Here is a 13,541-nt window from a genome sequence, read left to right on the forward strand (position 1 = left end):
TCAGTACCCCGCCTTGCGGTCGACCACGTTATCGAGCTTTTCGCCGCGCTCGAAGGCATCCATCTGCCGCAACATGCTCGGCGCCAGGTGGACAGGGTCGGAGGTCGCCGCCGCGTGCGGCGTCACGAACACTTTCGGGTGACTCCAAAGCGGACTGGTCTTCGGCAGCGGCTCGACCTCGAACACGTCGAGGCTCGCCTCCTTCAGCGTGCCGTCGTCCAGCGCTCGCAAGATGTCGGCGTCCTTCTGCAGCCGGCCGCGCCCGGCATTGATCAGCACCGAGCCGCCGAGGCCGTTTCGCTTGCGCAATTCCTTCAGCACGCCGTAATTGATGATGCCGTGCGTGTCCGGCGTCAGCGGCAACAGCACCACCAGTATGTCGGTGGCGTTGAGGAAGGGGATCAGCCCGGCCTCTCCGGCATAGGTCGCAACGCCTTTCATGGCCTTGTCGCTGCGCGACCAGCCATTTACGGCAAAGCCGAGCGACAACAGCACCGACGCCGCGGCGCGGCCGAGATTGCCGAGCCCCATAATGCCGACCGAGATGTCACCGGCCGGCCGCTGCGGCGGTTCGTGCCAGGTCTTCTTCGGCTGCTGCGCACGATAGAGCATGCCCTGGCGGTGATGGTCGAGCACGCGCCAGACGACATATTCGGTCATGTACTGCGTCAGGTTGTCAGCGACCACTTTGACGATCGGCACATCGGGCAGGCCGGGATCGGCGAAGATATGGTCGACGCCGGCCCCGATCGAGAAGATTGCGCGTAGATTCGGCAGCCATTTCAAGAGGTTCGGCTTCTGCTTCCACACCACCGCATAGGTGATCGACGGGTCCGAGGCGCCGTCCGGCTCCAGCACCACTTCGCGCTCGGCCGACAGCAGCTCGCGCCAGCGCTGCGGATGAAAGCCGGTGACGGCAAGCAGGATTTTGCCTTTTTCCATTTGCGGATTGTATTCCCTGTTATTCGCTAACGATACCGACCGGCGCCGTCTCGATCTTGAACGCGGCCGAGATCAGCGCCTTGGTATAGTCGGTCTGCGGCCGCTCAAAAATCTGTTCGGACGGGCCAGCTTCGACAATCTTGCCATTGCGCATCACGATGACGTCATTGGCAAGGGCGCGAATGACTTTCAGATCGTGGCTGATGAACAGATAGGCAAGGTCGTGCCTGGCCTGCAGATTGCGCAAGAGGTCGACCACTTGCGCCTGCACGCTCATGTCGAGCGCCGAGGTCGGTTCGTCCAGCATGACGAAGCGCGGATTGAGCACCATGGCGCGCGCAATGGCGACGCGCTGGCGCTGGCCGCCGGAGAATTCATGCGGATAGCGGTTCCTGGTCGCCGGATCGAGCCCGACCTCCTTCAGCACGGCGACGACCTTGTCGTCGCGTTGGTCGGGCGACAGCTTCGGCTCATGGATCTTCAAGCCTTCCTCGATGATTTCCGAGACCGACATGCGCGGGCTGAGCGAGCCGAACGGGTCTTGGAAAACGATCTGCAACTCGCGGCGCAGCGGCCGCATGGCGTTGAAGGAAAGCTGGTCGATGTCGCTGCCATTGAACTGGATGGTGCCGTTCGATGAGATCATCCGCGCCAGCGCCAGCCCGAGCGTCGTCTTGCCGGAGCCGGATTCGCCGACGACGCCTAGCGTCTGGCCGGCGCGTACGGTGACGTCGATGCCGTCAACTGCCTTCACATTGTCGACGGTGGTGCGAAAGAAACCCTTTTTGATCGGGAACCAAACCTTGATGTCCTTGCCGGTCATAACCGGTTTGGCGGCGTCGTTGGCGGCCGGCGGCTTGCCCTTCGGCTCGGCGGCGAGCAGGTGCTTGGTATAGGCGTGCTGCGGGTTGGCGAAGATGTCCCTGGTCGGCCCGGTCTCGACGATCTTGCCTTTGGTCATCACGCAGACGCGGTCGGCGATCTTTCTGACAATGCCGAGATCATGGGTGATGAACAGCATCGACATGCCCTTACGGCTCTTCAACTCCGCCAGCAATTCGAGGATCTGCGCCTGCACGGTGACGTCGAGCGCCGTCGTCGGTTCGTCGGCGATCAGCAGTTCCGGTTCGTTGGCCAGCGCCATGGCGATCATGACGCGCTGCCGCTGGCCGCCGGACAATTGGTGCGGATAGGCGTCGAGCCGCTTTTCCGGTTCGCGAATGCCGACCTCGTTGAGCAGCGCCAGCGTGCGCGCCTTGGCCTGGCGGTCGCCCATGCCCTGATGCAGCGCCAGGATCTCGACGATCTGCTGCTCGATCGTGTGCAGCGGATTGAGCGAGGTCATCGGCTCCTGGAAGATCATGGTGATCTTGTTGCCGCGCACGCTGCGCAACTGCTTTTCGTTCATCGCCAAAAGGTCGGCGCCCTGGAACAGGATCTTGCCCGAGGGATGGCTGGCCGTCGGGTAGGGCAGCAGCTTCAGCACCGACAGTGCCGAGACCGATTTGCCGGAACCGGATTCGCCCACAAGCGCCACCGTCTCGCCCTTGGCGAGATCGAAGGAGATGTGGTCGACGGCGGTCGACTCGTTGCCGCCTTGGGTGAAGGCAACGCTGAGATCGCGGACGGAGAGCAGGAGTTCGCTCATCGGAACGCCTTGCGCGGGTCGAAAGCATCGCGCGTTGCTTCACCGATGAACACCAACAGCGACAGCATCAGCGAGATGACGACGAAGCCGGATATACCAAGCCAGGGAGCGTTGAGATTGCTCTGCGCCTGTTTAAGCAGTTCGCCAAGCGAAGCGGTGCCTGGCGGCAGGCCGAAACCGAGATAGTCGAGCGAGGTCAGCGTCGAGATCGAGGCGCTGACCAGGAAAGGCATAAAGGTCAGCGTCGCGACCATGGCGTTGGGCAGAAGATGGCGCAGCATGATGGTGCGGTTGGACACGCCAAGGGCGCGGGCAGCGTTGACATATTCGAAGTTGCGAGCGCGCAGGAATTCGGCTCGCACCACGCTGACCAGCGACGTCCAGGAGAACAGCAGCATCAGCCCGAGCAGGATGAAGAAGCCCGGGGGCAGGATGGCGGCAACGATCAGCAAGAGATAGAGCAGCGGTATCGCCGACCAGATTTCGATGAAGCGCTGAAACAGAAGGTCGGTCCAGCCGCCGAAATACCCTTGCAGCGCGCCGGCGGCGACGCCGATAACCGACGAACCCGCAGTCAGGATCAACCCGAACAGCACGGAAATCCTAAACCCGTAGATGATGCGCGCCAGCACGTCGCGCGCCTGGTCATCGGTACCCAGCCAGTTCCAGTTGCCGACAATGCAGTCAGGATCGGCATCGCCTTGCGGATATTGGCTGCATCGCCTCTGCGCGTCGTATTCCCATGACGGTTTTGCGGGAGCGGCGTCGGGGATCGCATTGTTGACGGTGCGGTAGGAATAGCGGATTGGCGGCCAGATCATCCAGCCATTGGCGTTGATCTCGTCGCGGATGACCGGGTCGCGATAGTCGGTGACGGCGTAGAAGCCGCCGAATTTTTCCTCGGGGTAGGCGACCGCCACCGGGAACAGGATCTCGCCTTTGTAGTAGGCGACGATCGGCCTGTCGTTGGCGATCAGTTCGGCAAACAGCGACAGCACGAACAGAGCGAGGAATATCCACAACGACCAGTAGCCGCGCCGGTTGGCCTTGAAGTTCTGCCAGCGCCGCTTGTTAAGCGGCGACAGCCAGGGGCGGGCGATCCTTGTCGGTGTGATCTCGGCTGCAGCCTGCGTCATCAGACGTCTCTCCGCTCGAAATCGATGCGCGGATCGACCCATGTGTAGATCAGGTCGGACAACAGCGTCACGAACAAACCAAGCAGCGAAAATATATAGAGGTTGGCGAACACGACCGGATAGTCGCGCGCCAACACGGACCTGAAACCGAGCAGCCCGAGACCGTCGAGGGAAAAGATGTTCTCGATCAAAAGCGAGCCGGTGAAGAAGGCCGAGATGAAGGCCGCTGGAAACCCGGCAATGACGATCAGCATTGCGTTGCGGAACACATGTCCGTAAAGCACCCGCCGCTCCGACAGGCCCTTGGCACGGGCCGTCACCACATACTGTTTGCGTATCTCTTCCAGGAAGGAGTTCTTGGTCAGCAGCGTCGTCGTCGCGAAGGCCGACAGCACCAGCGCCGTCAGCGGCAAGGTCATGTGCCAGAAATAATCGACGATCTTGTCGGGCCACGACAATTGGTCCCAATTGTCGGAGACGATGCCGCGCAGTGGGAACCAGTCCCAGAAGGAGCCGCCCGCGAACAGCACCATCAGCAATATGCCGAACAGGAAGGCCGGTATGGCATAGCCGACGATGATCACGCCGCTGGTCCAGACGTCGAAGGCGGAGCCGTCCTTGACCGCTTTGCGGATGCCAAGGGGGATCGAGATCAGATAGGACAACAGCGTGATCCACAGCCCAAGCGAGATCGACACCGGCATCTTCTCCAGGATCAGGTCAAGAACCGAGATGTCACGGAAATAGCTGTCGCCGAAATCGAAGCGGGCATAGTTCCACAGCATCATGCCGAAGCGTTCGAGCGGTGGTTTGTCGAAGCCGAATTGCTTTTCCAGCTTCTTGATGAATTCCGGATCGAGCCCTTGCGCGCCGCGATACTTCGAGCCGACGTCACCGGCCACATCGAAATTGCCGCCGCCTCCTGCATCGCCGCCGCCGCTGCCGAGGCGGTCGCTGCCGCCCTGGTTGGTCAGGCTGGCGATGACCTGCTCGACCGGTCCACCCGGTGCGAATTGAGTGACGACGAAAGCAACCGCCATGATGCCGAACAGGGTCGGTATCATCAGCAGGATACGGCGCAGTATGTAGGCGCCCATCAGCTTTCACCCTCCCCCTTGTGGGGAGGGTCGATCCGCGAAGCGGAGCGGGGTGGGGGTAGTCTCGATCCGGCGTACGCCGTCACACCCCCACCCCGGTTCGCCATTCGCGCTGCGCACGAAGTGCTCACCGACCCTCCCCACGAGGGGGAGGGTAAAGTGCCGCGCAACAGCCTACCCTTTGCCAATTTTTGCCGCCTTGCCCTTGTCGACCCACCACAGCGCTTCGACCGGGAAGTCGAAATCGGGTTTCCGCTCGGGAAAACCGAACATGTCCCAATAGGCGCTTCGATGATTCGCCAGGAACCAACTTGGAATCCAATCCCTCCGTGCACGCAAGACCCGGTCGAGCGCGCGCATGGCAATTGTCAGGCTTTCGCGACCCTCGGCGGCACCTGCGGCGTCAACCAGGGCGTCGATGGCCGGGCTCGACGTTCCCGGCAGATTGCGAGAGCCCGATACGGTAGCTGCTCGCGAATGGAAAATGGTTTCGAGGTCGTCACGGGTTGGCGTCGCCGGAAACGAGGCCGCGACCGAGACGAGGTCGTAGTCGAACGAATTCTGCCGCAGCTGATATTGCGCGGCATCCACCAGCCGGATCGAGGCATCGATGCCGACCGCCTTCATGTTTTCGACCCAGGGCGAGTAGACCTGTTCGAAGACTTCGTCGTCGACAAGAAACTCTGCGGACAACCGACCACCCTTGTCGTTCACGACGAAATTGCCGGACCGTTTCCAGCCGGCCTCGGCCAGAAGCTTGGCCGCCTTGCCAAGCAACTGCCGGTCGCGGCCGGAGCCGTTCGACGCGTCCTGGATCACGGCTTCGCCAAAAGCCTCGGCGGGAATCTGCTCACGCAGCGGCTCAAGAAGAGCCAATTCTTGTGGCGACGGTCTGCCCTCGGCGCGAAATTCGGATTTCTCGAAGCAGGATTGCGAGCGCTCATAGGAACCGTAGAAGAAATTGCGCCGCGTCCATTCGAAGTCGAAGCAGAGCCCGATCGCCTGCCGCACGCGCGAGTCGCGAAACTGCTCGCGCCGCTGGTTGACGGCGGTGCCCTGCATCGAAGGCACCGTTTCGGCCGGGAATTCGTGCTTCACCACCTTGCCGGCAGTGAAGGCTGGGAAGTCGTAGCCGGTCGCCCAGACGCGCGAGGTGAATTCCTCCCTGTAGAGGATTTCTCCCTTCTTGAACGCTTCGAAGGCAACGCTACGGTCCTGATAGAACTCAACGCGGATCCGCTGAAAATTGTTCTGGCCGCGATTGACCGGCAGGTCGTTGCCCCAATAATCAGCCACACGCTCATATTCGATCCAGGCCCCTGCCGACCAGCGACCGACCTTGTAGGCGGCTGACCCCAACGGCGGGTTCATCTGCGAGGAATCGAACGGGTTGGCCGTGTAGAACGCCTTCGACAGGACCGGGAACTCGACGACGTTGAGGATGGTGCGGCTTGTCTGCTTGCCGGAAAACCTAAGCTGCAGCGTGTGGGCATCCACGGCAATCGCGTCATCCAGATGCGTTAGCGGCAGGGAATAGTACGGGTGCCCCTTGTCCTTGAGCAGCTTGAAGGTGAAGGCGGCATCCTCTGCCGTCAATGGCGTGCTGTCATGGAAGCGGGCCTGCGGGCGCAGCGAGAAGGTGAAGTCGTTGCGGTCGTCGGAAATCGTCACGCTGTCAGCGATCAGCCCGTAAACGGCGTCAGGTTCGTCGTACGCTCTCACCATCAGTGAATCGAAGCACATCTCCGTGCGCTGGGGCGAATCGCCTTTGGGAACGAACGAATTCAGCGTGTTGAAGGTCAGCGGCGTCTGGTTGGCAAGCCAGTTGCGCGGCAGGAAGTTGAAGACGCCACCTTGCGGCGCATCGACATTGACATAGTCGAAATGAGTGAAGTCCGGCTTGTATTTGAGGTCGCCGAAAGCCGACAGTCCATGCAGTTTCACGCCGGTTGGGCTGGCGGCGAAAGCCTTGCCCGGCAGCAGCGCAGCAACGGCCGCGGCGCCACTGAGGGCCAGGAAATCGCGGCGAGGGAGCCCCGCCATCAATTGCTGCCCTTGTACTTGGCGGCCAGGGCCTTTTCCTTGTCCGCATCGATCCACCAGGAATCGATATCGGCGCCACGGTAGCCGGGCTGCTTTTCCGGGATGCCGAACTTGTTCCAGTAAGCCAGCCACACAACGGCGCGATAGTATTGCGGCACCACATAGTAATTCCACAGCAGCACGCGATCGAGCGCATGGGTGGTGGCGACGAGGTCATCGCGATCCGTGGCAAAAATGATGCGGTCGACAAGGGCGTCAACGACCGGGTTCTTGATGCCGGAATAATTGCGCGATGCCGGTGTGTCGGCGGCCTTGGAGCTCCAGAAATCGCGCTGCTCGTTGCCGGGCGATTCCGACTGTTGGAGCTGTCCTGTGATGACGTCGTAATCGAAGTTTCTGACGCGGTTGGTGTACTGGCTCGGGTCGACGATGCGCAGTGTCGCATCGACGCCGATCTTGCGCAGATTGGCGATCCAGGGGCTGGAAATGACCTGGTCGGTTTCATTCGAGCCTAGGATTTCAAACTTGAATGGCTCGCCGGTCTTGGCGTTGACCATCTTGCCGCCCTTGATCACCCAGCCGGCCTGGGCGAACAGGTCGACCGCCTGCTTCAGATATTTGCGCTCCGCCTGCGGCGAATCGTAGACCGGCAACTTGAATTCCTGGGTGAATACTTCCGGCGGCAGCTTGTCGCGGTACTTCTCCAGGATCTCCAATTCCTTGCCTTGCGGCAAGCCGCTGGAGGCTAGGTCCGTGCCCTGGAAATAGCTGTGGGTGCGAGTGTTGAAACCGAAGAACAGCGTGCGGTTCATCGATTCGAAATCGAACGGGTAGGTGAGCGCGGCCCTCACCAGACGATCGGCAAACAACCTATGTCTCTGGTTGAGCATGAAAGCCTGCATCGGCTCGGGCGAGGTGGTCTTGAACTCCTGCTTGATCACATCGCCGGCCTTGATCGCCGCGAAATCATAAAATGTCGCCCAGCGCTTCGAGCTGTTTTCCGGCTTGATATCGTCGAGGCCACCTTTCTTGAACGCCTCCCAGGAGGCGTTGTCGTCAAGAATGTAGGTAAAGTGCTGCGTGTCGAAATTCTCCCGACCGATTTTCACAGCCAGCTTGGCGCCCCAATAGTCGGGGACGCGCTGCCAGACGATTTCCGACCCCGCCTTGAAGCTGGCGATCTTGTAGGCAGCCGAGCCCAGCGGCGGCTCCAGCGTCCCCTTGGTGATGTCGCGCTTCTTGCCATTGGCGTCGGTGCCTTCCCACCAATGCTTGGGCAGCACGACAAGGTCGCCGAGGATCTTGGGCAGTTCGCGATTGCCCTTCTGGTCGAAGTGGAACTCGACCTCACGGTCCGAGACAGCGACGGCGTCGGTGACGTTTTCGAAATAGCGGCTGTACATCGGGCTGTTGGCCTTCAGCACCTGGAACGACCAGATCACGTCGTCAGTGGTGATCGGCTGTCCGTCATGCCATTTCGCCCGTGGGTCGAGCCGGTAGGTGGCCGAGGAATAGTCGGTAGGGTACTTGTAGGCATCGGCGATGAGCGGGTGGCTGACGCTGCCTTCGTCAGTCGCCTGATCCATCAGCGTGTCGTAGAGCAGGCCGCCGCCAAATGGCTGCAGGCCGGCCGCCGGCGATCCCTGAACGATATAGGGATTGAAGCTGTCGAACGTGCCGGAAACGACCGAATTGTAGGTACCGCCCTTCGGTGCATCCGGATTCACATAATCGTAGCGCTGGAAGTTCTCGCCATATTTGGAGGGGCCGATCAGCGAAGAGGTGGTGTGCCATTCCTGGGGGAAGGCTGCCTGCAGGCCGCCTGCGAGGGCGCCCACAACCAGAAAGGACCTCAGAAGCGTTCGGCCAACCGTCATGCGTTCTCCTCTTCGCGATGCCCGGCAATCCTAAATGATTTGACGCCGGTGAAAACCGCCATGCGGCGGCTTTGTCGCCGCATATGCGATTTTCCTAACAAAAAGCCGGGCTGAACCCGGCTTTTTTGAGATCATGGAGATGACAATTCGGTTATTTGGCGGGCGCCGGTGCCGGCGCCACAGGGGCGGGAGCTCCACCTTCAGCCGGCTTGGCCGGAGCGGCACCCTCGGAAGGCTTGGCCGGCGCCGTTGCATCGGCGGCGGCACCTGGCGTCGGCAGCGGCTTCGGACTATCCGACAGCGTGCGCAGATAGGCGATGACGTTGGCGCGATCCTCGTCCTTCGGCAGGCCGGCAAAGCCCATCGCAGTGCCCTTCACGAATTTCTTCGGCGAGGTGATGAAGTGGTTGAGGTTGTCATAGGTCCACTTCTCGGCGCCGCCCTTGGAAAACTCCTTCATGCCGGCCGAATAGGCAAAGCCCTCATGCTCGGCGACGGGGCGGTCGACGATGTCCCAGAGATCCGGGCCGACCTTGTTGGGGCCGCCTTTCTCGCCGGAATGGCAGGCCTGGCATTTCTTAAAGACGGCCGCACCTTGCTCGACATTGGCGGTGGCCAAAAGGTCGGCGATCGGCTTGGCCTCTGCCGCGGGTCCGGCGGCGCCGCCTTCGGCAGGCTCCGTCGCCTCGATGGCAAAGCCGGGTTTTTCCGGCGCCGGCGAGGCAAACAGGGCGTCGGACACCAAACCGACCGAGAAGACGACGAAACAGGTTCCAAGCAACCCGGCGAGCAGTTTGTTGACTTCGTTGGAATCCATACGCCCCAGGGCTCCCTTTTCCGGCGGACCTCTCCGTCCACTCCGTCCGTCGGTATCGTGACCCACCCCGTCGAGCCGGTCAAATCGGGCGGAAACTAGGTCTTTTGCTTGGGCGTTGCAACACCTATAAGGGCGCTTCCAGTGAGACCTTTTGCCACTTTCCCCATCCTCTTTCGAACGCCTTGCAACCTCGATGTCCACGCTCATCCTGATCCCGGCCCGCATGGCCTCGACGCGCCTGCCGGGCAAGCCGCTGGCCGACATAGCCGGCGCGCCGATGATCGTCCATGTCGCCCGCCGCGCCGCTGAGGCTGGGCTTGGCCGGGTGGTGGTGGCAACCGACACGCGCAACGTGGCCGAAGCGGTGCGCGCGCACGGTTTCGAGGCGGTGATGACGCGCACCGACCACGAATCCGGTTCCGACCGTATCTTCGAGGCGCTGACCGCCCTCGACCCCGATCGCAAGGTCGAAACCATCGTCAATGTGCAGGGCGACCTGCCGACCATCGATCCCAAGATCATCGGTGCGGCGCTGAAACCGTTCGAGGACGCTGCGGTCGACATCGCCACGCTCGGCGTCGAGATCGTCCGCGACGAGGAAAAGGCCAACCCCAACGTCGTCAAGATCGTCGGTTCGCCGTTGTCGGCGACGCGGCTGAAGGCGCTCTATTTCACCCGCGCCACCGCGCCCTGGGGCGAGGGGCCGCTCTATCACCATGTCGGCCTCTACGCCTATCGGCGCTCAGCCCTCGAACGCTTCGTCGCGCTAAAACCGTCGCCGCTCGAACGGCGCGAGCGGCTGGAGCAGTTGCGGGCGGTGGAGGCCGGTATGCGCATCGATGCCGAGATCGTGCAATCGCTGCCGCTCGGCGTCGACACGCCGGAAGACCTCGAACGCGCCCGACAAATTCTTTCCTGAGACCTTCAACCTGAGATATCGGCATGCCTGACAAGACCAACAGAATATCCTTCCAGGGCGAACCGGGCGCCAATTCCGACACCGCCAGCCGCAACATGTTCCCTTCGATGGAGCCGTTGCCGTGCCCCACCTTCGAGGATGCCTTCAACGCGGTCGAGACCAACAAGGCCGACCTCGCCATGATCCCGATCGAAAACACCATCGCCGGCCGCGTCGCCGACATCCATCATCTCTTGCCGGAATCGAAACTCCACATCGTCGGCGAATATTTCCTGCCGATCCATTTCCAACTGATGGTGCTGCCCGGCGTCAAACGCGAAGAGATCAAGACCGTGCACAGCCATATCCATGCGCTGGGACAGTGCCGCAAATACATCCGCAAGAATGGCTGGAAGCCGGTGATTGCCGGCGACACGGCGGGTTCGGCGAAGCTGGTTTCCGAGCTCAAGGACCGCACCATGGCCTCGCTGGCGCCTGCGCTCGCCGCAGAACTCTATGGCCTCGACATCATCGAGAAAAATGTCGAGGACACGGACTCGAATGTCACCCGCTTCGTCGTCCTGACCAAGGACAAGCGATTGGCCGAACGGCCCTCGGCCGACACCAAGATGATGACGACCTTCATGTTCCGTGTCCGCAACGTGCCGGCTGCGCTCTACAAGGCAATGGGCGGTTTCGCCACGAACGGCGTCAACATGACGAAGCTGGAGAGCTATCAGTTGGGCGCCTTCACCGCGACGCTGTTCTACGCCGATATCGAGGGCCATCCCGACGATCCGCTGGTCAAGCTGGCGCTGGACGAACTGCGCTTCTTCTCGCGCGAAGTGCGCATTCTGGGCGTCTATCCCGCCAGTGAGTCGCGCGAGCAGTGGAAGGTCGCGGACTAAGGTTCCCCTAAACCAGCAGGGTCAGCGGCACATAGTCGATTTCCATGAAGGTTTCGACTTCCGGGATCCAGCGGTCACGCACGAAGGCGACGTGGTCCGGGTGCTCATTGTATCTGGTGTAGGCGGCCTGATCGACGAACTCCATCGAGAAGCCGAAGTGATAGTCGTTCTTCGGGCTGACTTGCCGCAGCGGCTCGAAATGGGTGACGCCCTTGATTGCGCTGAGAATGCGCTTGGCATCGGAGAGGAACCGCTTTTCCTCCAGCGAGTACTGCGGGTGCTTCAGGGTGAAAACCACGGTGTGACGGATCATTTTTTGCTCCCGTTAAGCATTCCAGGAAAAGTGTGAAGCGGTTTTCCGTCCGGAATTGCGTAAAATAACAACTCTTATTCGCTGTCGACCCAGGCGCGGATCAGATGATGCGCGATCGCGCCTTTCGGCGGCGTGACCAGATTGTCCTTGTGCGTCCTCTCCAGCATGGAACGCACCTCGTCGCGAAAAAACCAGCGGCAATCTTCCAACTCGTTGAGATCGGCCTGGATGTCGTCATTGAGCGGTTCGCCGAAACAGCCGATCATCAGCGAATAGGGGAACGGCCAGGGTTGGCTGGCATGGTAGACGACGCGGCCGAGCCGGATGCCGGCTTCCTCCAGCGTTTCGCGGCGCACCGCCGCCTCGATCGTCTCGCCCGGCTCGATGAAGCCGGCAAGCGCCGAGTACATGCCGGGCCCGAAATGTCGGCCGCGGCCGAGCAGGCATTTTTCCCGCGTCGCCGTCAGCATAATCGCCACCGGATCGGTGCGTGGAAAGTGCTCGGTGCCGCAATTTGGGCAATGGCGCTTGTAGCCGCCGGCCCGCATTTGCGATTCATGGCCGCATTTGCTGCAGAAGCGATGGGTGGCATGCCAAGCAAGCAGGGCGGCGCCTTGCGCCAGCGCGCCCGCTGCCGCCTCGTCGATCAGCCCCTGAATATAGACCGAGCGATAATCGATCGCCTTCATGGTCTCCGGTAGCTGTTCGGGATCGAGGCCGACCGGCACGGCAAGTACCGGGCCGCTCTCGGCAAAGCCAAGCAGCACGCCTTGTGCGAGTGATGGCTGCAGCTTCTGGCTCTCAGCCAGATCGAACCAAGGGTCGAAGCTGCCATCGTGCAATTTCAGATACAGCCGTCCGCCATGCATCGGCAGAAGACGTGCCGAGGGATCGGCTAACGCCCTTTCGACGGAATCGTCGGCGCGGTTCTCGGATTGCCGATCAATCGTGTTTCCGGCGAAGCCGACGAACTGGCTCGGTTCGCGCAAGGGCGCGTCAAAAAGGCGAAAGGTCATGGAAGCTCGAACGTCTAGGAATGGACACAGGCGGCTTATAGCGCCGCCTTGATCTGTTGCGCAAACTGGCGGATGCCTGAACGCTCATAGGGCTCGCGCATGCCGTGCCCCCACACCGGCCCCGGCCAGCCCGGATCGCCTTCCGAGCGGGCGATGACGTGGACATGCAATTGCCGAACGATGTTGCCGAGCGCGCCGGTGTTGATCTTGGTGCAGCCCGTGGTTCTTTTCAGCGCCTGCGCCACCATGTTGGTTTCGAAGGTCAACATCGCCTGGTCGAGCGGCGTCATGTCGTGGATTTCTTCGGCCCCCGGCCGCTGCGGCACCAGGACCAGCCATGGCCAGCGGCTATCGTTCATCACCCTGAGCTCGCACAGGCCGAGCCACATCAGCTGCTCGCTATCCGCCTCCAGCCTGGAGTCGAGCGTGAATCCGGCCTTGAGGCCCGGTAGCATTGGCGTTTCCCTTGCGCTTCTCGCATTATTCCCAAACTCATGACGCTAGAGCGGCTGCACGGGGGCTGCAAGCGATTCATTGAGCGGCGGAGTTCACGGGCATCCGATTCTCAATGCACCCTTGCATTTGATCGCTGAATTGCCGATATGGAACGCGGGAGGTTGGTGGTGGACGATCCACTCGCCAACCGGGTCAGGTCCGGAAGGAAGCAGCCCTAACGAGCCCGGAACGGGTCATTGTTCCAGCCTCCCACCTCATCGGCCCCTCTCGCGACATTGACGACGCATTGCAGCGCGGGCGAGACTATTGGAGCAATTCCAGGGAAAGTGTGAGCGGTTTCCCGTCCGGAATTGCGTTAAAGCAAAGGGTAGAGCGGTTTGCCGTTTCAGA

Annotated in this window: 12 protein-coding genes and 1 other RNA gene; 3 read left to right on the top strand and 10 right to left on the bottom strand. The window is 61.5% G+C overall.

All coding sequences use genetic code 11. The annotated features are described in order from the left end of the window. The 7 genes from X750_RS160610 to X750_RS160580 form a co-directional block, all read right to left on the bottom strand. A complete protein-coding gene (locus tag X750_RS160610; RefSeq protein ID WP_023732463.1) occupies positions 1-942 on the bottom strand; it encodes a glyoxylate/hydroxypyruvate reductase A in 942 nt (313 codons plus the stop codon). Positions 943-961: 19 nt separating this feature from the next. Beyond that, positions 962-2,590, bottom strand: a complete 1,629-nt coding sequence (locus X750_RS160605; protein WP_023746675.1) for an ABC transporter ATP-binding protein — start codon at positions 2,588-2,590, stop codon at positions 962-964. Beyond that, positions 2,587-3,726, bottom strand: a complete 1,140-nt coding sequence (locus X750_RS160600; protein WP_023746676.1) for an ABC transporter permease — start codon at positions 3,724-3,726, stop codon at positions 2,587-2,589. Before X750_RS160600 ends, X750_RS160605 begins: the two co-directional genes overlap by 4 nt. After that, positions 3,726-4,823, bottom strand: a complete 1,098-nt coding sequence (locus X750_RS160595) for a microcin C ABC transporter permease YejB (RefSeq protein ID WP_023669509.1) — start codon at positions 4,821-4,823, stop codon at positions 3,726-3,728. Before X750_RS160595 ends, X750_RS160600 begins: the two co-directional genes overlap by 1 nt. Before the next feature lie 174 nt (positions 4,824-4,997). Further along, the gene (locus X750_RS160590) at positions 4,998-6,866 is read right to left on the bottom strand and encodes an extracellular solute-binding protein (RefSeq protein ID WP_023682036.1); all 1,869 of its coding nucleotides are present in this window, start codon (positions 6,864-6,866) and stop codon (positions 4,998-5,000) included. Continuing rightward, positions 6,866-8,743, bottom strand: coding sequence for an extracellular solute-binding protein (locus tag X750_RS160585; RefSeq protein ID WP_023745252.1), 1,878 nt, complete (start codon positions 8,741-8,743; stop codon positions 6,866-6,868). The genes X750_RS160590 and X750_RS160585 overlap by 1 nt, the downstream gene beginning before the upstream one ends. Before the next feature lie 151 nt (positions 8,744-8,894). Further along, the gene (locus X750_RS160580; RefSeq protein WP_023738166.1) at positions 8,895-9,560 is read right to left on the bottom strand and encodes a cytochrome c family protein; all 666 of its coding nucleotides are present in this window, start codon (positions 9,558-9,560) and stop codon (positions 8,895-8,897) included. Positions 9,561-9,753: 193 nt separating this feature from the next. Between X750_RS160580 and X750_RS160575 the strand changes: the two genes are divergently transcribed. Together X750_RS160575 and X750_RS160570 are read left to right on the top strand one after the other, a co-directional pair. Continuing rightward, positions 9,754-10,479 carry a 3-deoxy-manno-octulosonate cytidylyltransferase gene (locus tag X750_RS160575; RefSeq protein WP_023669513.1) on the top strand — a complete coding sequence of 242 codons (726 nt, stop codon included), beginning with the start codon at positions 9,754-9,756 and terminating at the stop codon, positions 10,477-10,479. A 23-nt stretch (positions 10,480-10,502) separates the two neighbouring features. Then, positions 10,503-11,366, top strand: a complete 864-nt coding sequence (locus X750_RS160570; protein WP_023692604.1) for a prephenate dehydratase — start codon at positions 10,503-10,505, stop codon at positions 11,364-11,366. Between the two features lie 7 nt (positions 11,367-11,373). Here the strand turns inward: X750_RS160570 and X750_RS160565 are convergent, their stop codons facing one another. From X750_RS160565 to X750_RS160555, 3 genes are all read right to left on the bottom strand, one after another. After that, entirely contained in the window at positions 11,374-11,679 is a 306-nt protein-coding gene (locus X750_RS160565) for a Dabb family protein (RefSeq protein ID WP_023669515.1), read from the bottom strand. A 74-nt stretch (positions 11,680-11,753) separates the two neighbouring features. Continuing rightward, positions 11,754-12,695: an NAD(+) diphosphatase gene (nudC, locus tag X750_RS160560; RefSeq protein WP_023715298.1), complete on the bottom strand. Its 942-nt coding sequence runs from the start codon at positions 12,693-12,695 to the stop codon at positions 11,754-11,756. Positions 12,696-12,730: 35 nt separating this feature from the next. Further along, complete coding sequence (locus tag X750_RS160555; protein WP_023682032.1) at positions 12,731-13,150, bottom strand: HIT family protein; 420 nt, start codon at positions 13,148-13,150, stop codon at positions 12,731-12,733. 157 nt (positions 13,151-13,307) lie between these two features. On the opposite strand from X750_RS160555, the gene ffs reads away from it, so the two are divergent. Beyond that, an RNA gene (gene ffs / locus X750_RS1000000164020) (signal recognition particle sRNA small type) lies at positions 13,308-13,404 on the top strand. Positions 13,405-13,541 lie beyond the last annotated feature (137 nt).

The sequence above is a fragment of the Mesorhizobium sp. LNJC391B00 genome, from assembly GCF_000502535.1.
GTDB lineage: Bacteria > Pseudomonadota > Alphaproteobacteria > Rhizobiales > Rhizobiaceae > Mesorhizobium.

What these genes read in the sequence shown, in the direction of transcription:
- X750_RS160610 (WP_023732463.1), bottom strand. Translation starts at nt 942, where the DNA reads ATGGAAAAAGGCAAAATCCTGCTTGCCGTCACCGGCTTTCATCCGCAG.
- X750_RS160605 (WP_023746675.1), bottom strand. Translation starts at nt 2,590, where the DNA reads ATGAGCGAACTCCTGCTCTCCGTCCGCGATCTCAGCGTTGCCTTCACC.
- X750_RS160600 (WP_023746676.1), bottom strand. Translation starts at nt 3,726, where the DNA reads ATGACGCAGGCTGCAGCCGAGATCACACCGACAAGGATCGCCCGCCCC.
- X750_RS160595 (WP_023669509.1), bottom strand. Translation starts at nt 4,823, where the DNA reads ATGGGCGCCTACATACTGCGCCGTATCCTGCTGATGATACCGACCCTG.
- X750_RS160590 (WP_023682036.1), bottom strand. Translation starts at nt 6,866, where the DNA reads ATGGCGGGGCTCCCTCGCCGCGATTTCCTGGCCCTCAGTGGCGCCGCG.
- X750_RS160585 (WP_023745252.1), bottom strand. Translation starts at nt 8,743, where the DNA reads ATGACGGTTGGCCGAACGCTTCTGAGGTCCTTTCTGGTTGTGGGCGCC.
- X750_RS160580 (WP_023738166.1), bottom strand. Translation starts at nt 9,560, where the DNA reads ATGGATTCCAACGAAGTCAACAAACTGCTCGCCGGGTTGCTTGGAACC.
- X750_RS160575 (WP_023669513.1), top strand. Translation starts at nt 9,754, where the DNA reads ATGTCCACGCTCATCCTGATCCCGGCCCGCATGGCCTCGACGCGCCTG.
- X750_RS160570 (WP_023692604.1), top strand. Translation starts at nt 10,503, where the DNA reads ATGCCTGACAAGACCAACAGAATATCCTTCCAGGGCGAACCGGGCGCC.
- X750_RS160565 (WP_023669515.1), bottom strand. Translation starts at nt 11,679, where the DNA reads ATGATCCGTCACACCGTGGTTTTCACCCTGAAGCACCCGCAGTACTCG.
- nudC (WP_023715298.1), bottom strand. Translation starts at nt 12,695, where the DNA reads ATGACCTTTCGCCTTTTTGACGCGCCCTTGCGCGAACCGAGCCAGTTC.
- X750_RS160555 (WP_023682032.1), bottom strand. Translation starts at nt 13,150, where the DNA reads ATGCTACCGGGCCTCAAGGCCGGATTCACGCTCGACTCCAGGCTGGAG.